This is a genomic window from Halochromatium sp., from assembly GCF_054919635.1.
The window spans coordinates 1-3,053 of sequence record NZ_JBUDPI010000411.1 but is presented as its reverse complement, the minus strand read 5'-3'; the positions used below and the strand labels follow the sequence as shown (position 1 = coordinate 3,053).

General features: G+C 62.5%; 3 protein-coding genes. 1 reads left to right on the top strand and 2 read right to left on the bottom strand.

All coding sequences use genetic code 11. The annotated features are described in order from the left end of the window. Positions 1–161: 161 nt before the first annotated feature. The gene (locus ACY693_RS17480; protein WP_462323088.1) at positions 162–680 is read left to right on the top strand and encodes a lysozyme inhibitor LprI family protein; all 519 of its coding nucleotides are present in this window, start codon (positions 162–164) and stop codon (positions 678–680) included. Between the two features lie 123 nt (positions 681–803). Here ACY693_RS17480 and ACY693_RS17475 read toward each other — a convergent pair whose 3' ends face one another. Both ACY693_RS17475 and ACY693_RS17470 read right to left on the bottom strand, forming a co-directional pair. Further along, a complete protein-coding gene (locus ACY693_RS17475) occupies positions 804–2,357 on the bottom strand; it encodes an alkaline phosphatase D family protein (protein ID WP_462323087.1) in 1,554 nt (517 codons plus the stop codon). A gap of 106 nt (positions 2,358–2,463) precedes the next feature. Continuing rightward, positions 2,464–3,053 (bottom strand): MFS transporter (locus ACY693_RS17470; RefSeq protein ID WP_462323086.1); only part of this gene is annotated, 590 nt, incomplete at its 5' end.

The following is a 3,053-nucleotide window of genomic DNA, read 5'->3' as shown; positions in this document are numbered from 1 at the left end:
TCCGCCATCACTATGCTAGTATCCGAACGCTGATGTATAGAGCCTATGTCTGCTACGCAATCTTCATCAGCGTGCTTGCTTGGCGTCATCACATGGTTGGATTGAGTTTGCCGTTGGCGACGCCGTCCGAGTTGATTCCTCTTTGCCCTTGGAGCGACGTTATGTTCTTGCGTGTAATCATGATTTGCTCGATCGCGGCCGGCGGTTTTCTGGGTGCTAGCGCCGTCTGCGCCGCTAGCTTCGATTGTGCCAAGGCGTCGACGCCGATGGAGAACGGCATCTGCGATACCACTGAGATCAATCGCCTCGACGGCGAGATGGGCCGGCTCTATTCGCGGCTTCTCGACGAGTTGGCACCGGGTCCGCGGGAACACCTGGTCCGGGAGCAGCGAGCCTGGATTGACATCCGGAATAACCGCTGCGACCCATCCGTCGTTGGCACGTCTGAGGAGTTCCGACGCTGCATGGACCGACTCTATGAGCGCCGTATCGAGCATCTGAAGGCCGAGCTTGGGGAGCCTCATCAGCCACGCTATCCTTCACATCCTCAGCAGACCTCCGTCTGTGGGGGCTGCGAGGCGGCGGGACCCGATGCGGCCATGGGATGCGCTGGATATACCACCCGCAGCGCCTGTGTCGGAACCGAGCAATGCAAGTGGGTCGTTCGGCGTTGTCCTTAAGCAACTAGGCGCTTGACGTTGCAACGTTCGGCACAGATTACCTTGAACCAAGGACTTCACTGGCCGGGGTTGCGACGCGCTATGCCAATCGCGGCTGACCGAGAACCCGCTCGATCCGAGGAGCTAGACCGGCTGCGGCCCGGGGCGTCCGTCTTCGACGACGAAGGACGCTTGGGTGTGACAGGATGGATTGCGCACCTTGACTGACGACAGGCCACGCAGGTCTGCTTGAGCGAGAGCGGGCGTGACCTCTAGGCGCAAGTAGCCTCGCTCGCGGCCATTGGCGTAGAGGATGTGCGGATTCTCGCGCACGACCCGCTGAATGCGATCCTCTGGGCGGGATTGCGAGGTGATCGAGGTCGCCACGAATTCACTGGCTAGGGTCGCTGAGGACGGATCATCGAAATCCTGCTTTAGCTCGGTCACCCAAAACGAGTGGACATCGCCGCCGAGCACCACGGGATTCCGCGGCTGTGGCTCGCCTAGAACCTCGAGCAAGCGCTGCCGCGCTGCCGGATAGCCATCCCAGCCATCCGACCAGAAGGCCTGACCCGGACCGGGCTCGTCATCCGATTGTGCCACCAAGGTTTGCTGCGCAACGAGATTCCAACGCGCCGTCGACGCCCGCAGATGGGCAGCCAGCCACTGCTCTTGGCGCTCACCCAGCATGGTTGCAGCCGGATCGAGCCGAGCCGCGCAGTCACGGATTACGGCAGAGCCAGCACGGCCGGGCTTGGGGCACGGCTGCTGACTCCGGTACTGGCGATCATCGAGTAGATAGACATCGGCTAGTTGGCCATAGCGCAGGCGCGTATACAGCCTCATCCGTGGTCCGAACGGCACCATGCGGCGAGGCAACGGCATGTGCTCATAGTAGGCTCGGTAAGCGGCGGCGCGGCGCTGCAAGAACCAGGCGGGATCATCGTTGTTCTGCGAGATCGCCCCGGCATAGTCATTCTCGACCTCGTGATCGTCCCAGACCACAGCCCATGGGCAGCTGGCATGGGCGGCTTGGAGGTCCGGATCGGTCTTGTAGAGGGCGTAATGACGGCGGTAGTCGTTGAGCGTGATGGGCTCCTGTCCGCCTTGCGAGCGCACCAGCTCATCGCCCCAGCTCGACTCGTAGATGTAATCACCGACATGCAGAAACAGATCGAGGTGATCCGCCACGATGTGGCGGTAGGCGCCAAACCATCCCTGTGCGTAATGCTGGCAAGAGCCAACCCCGAGGCGAAGGCGCTCCACGGCGGCATCCGACGACGGTGCGGTGCGAGTGCGTCCAATCGGACTGCTCGCATCGACGGCATGGAAGCGGTACCAGTACTCACGATCGGGCTCGAGTCCATAGGGCTCGACGTGCACCGCGTGTGCCCACTGCGGTTGCGCGTAGACGGTTCCCGAAGCGGCCAGATCCCGGAAGCCGATGTCGCGCGCGAGCTCCCAACGCACCGCGATGTTCTCGGCCGGCAAGCCACCGTCTGGCGCGAGCGGCTCCGGCGCCAGCCGGGTCCAGAGCACCATGGAGTCGGGCTGAGGATAGCCAGAGGCGACGCCCAAGGTGAATGGATTGCGCTCACGCCAGAGATCGGCTCGCACGGGACCGGCGAGTGCAGCTGCCCCAAGCGCACCGAAGGCACGCAGGAGGCTCCGACGTTGGGAGGAGAATGCAGACGGCATTGTTGATGCTCCACTCACCGACGGTTGAGTGTATGACAAAGAGGCCGGGCGATAAGTTTTCGCGTGGCCTTTGCGATTATTGCAACAGAGGACGCGACGGGGCGACCTAATCCTCGAGCTCTTCCAGATTCTTGCCCGCGGTCTCGATACGGAACAGCCAGGTGATCAAGGCGCCGGCCAGCGAGGTGCCGACCAGGATCGCGAGCAGCGTCTCGGTGCCGATCTGCGCCAACAGCACTGGAAAGAGGAAGGCGGTGGTCACGGCGCCGATCTTGGCGAACGAGGCAGCAAAGCCCGCACCCTTGCCACGGATGCGGGTTGGGAAGACCTCGCCGGCAATCAGATAGGTCTGTGCGTTCGGCCCCATGTTAGTCATGAAGTTGAACAGCATGAAACCGATGAACAGCAGGGTCATTTGCGCCGGTCCGCTGAGTGCCTGCGAGAAGGCCGCTAACGCTAGCCCGATCGCACAACCGATGAAGCCGATGATCTGCAGACGGATGCGCCCGACCTTATCGGTCAGCAGCACCGCGGCGATGATGCCGATGATCAGCAGCACATCGAGCAGCGCCGCCCCTTTGGCGGCCAGGATGTCGTTGTGGATGATGGCCGCGAGATTGTGCGGATGCTCGGTTTGATGCCCAATCGCGGCGGCGAGGAGGGTGGGAGTGAAGATGCCGATGCCGTAGGTGCCAA

What these genes read in the sequence shown, in the direction of transcription:
- ACY693_RS17480 (WP_462323088.1), top strand. Translation starts at nt 162, where the DNA reads ATGTTCTTGCGTGTAATCATGATTTGCTCGATCGCGGCCGGCGGTTTT.
- ACY693_RS17475 (WP_462323087.1), bottom strand. Translation starts at nt 2,357, where the DNA reads ATGCCGTCTGCATTCTCCTCCCAACGTCGGAGCCTCCTGCGTGCCTTC.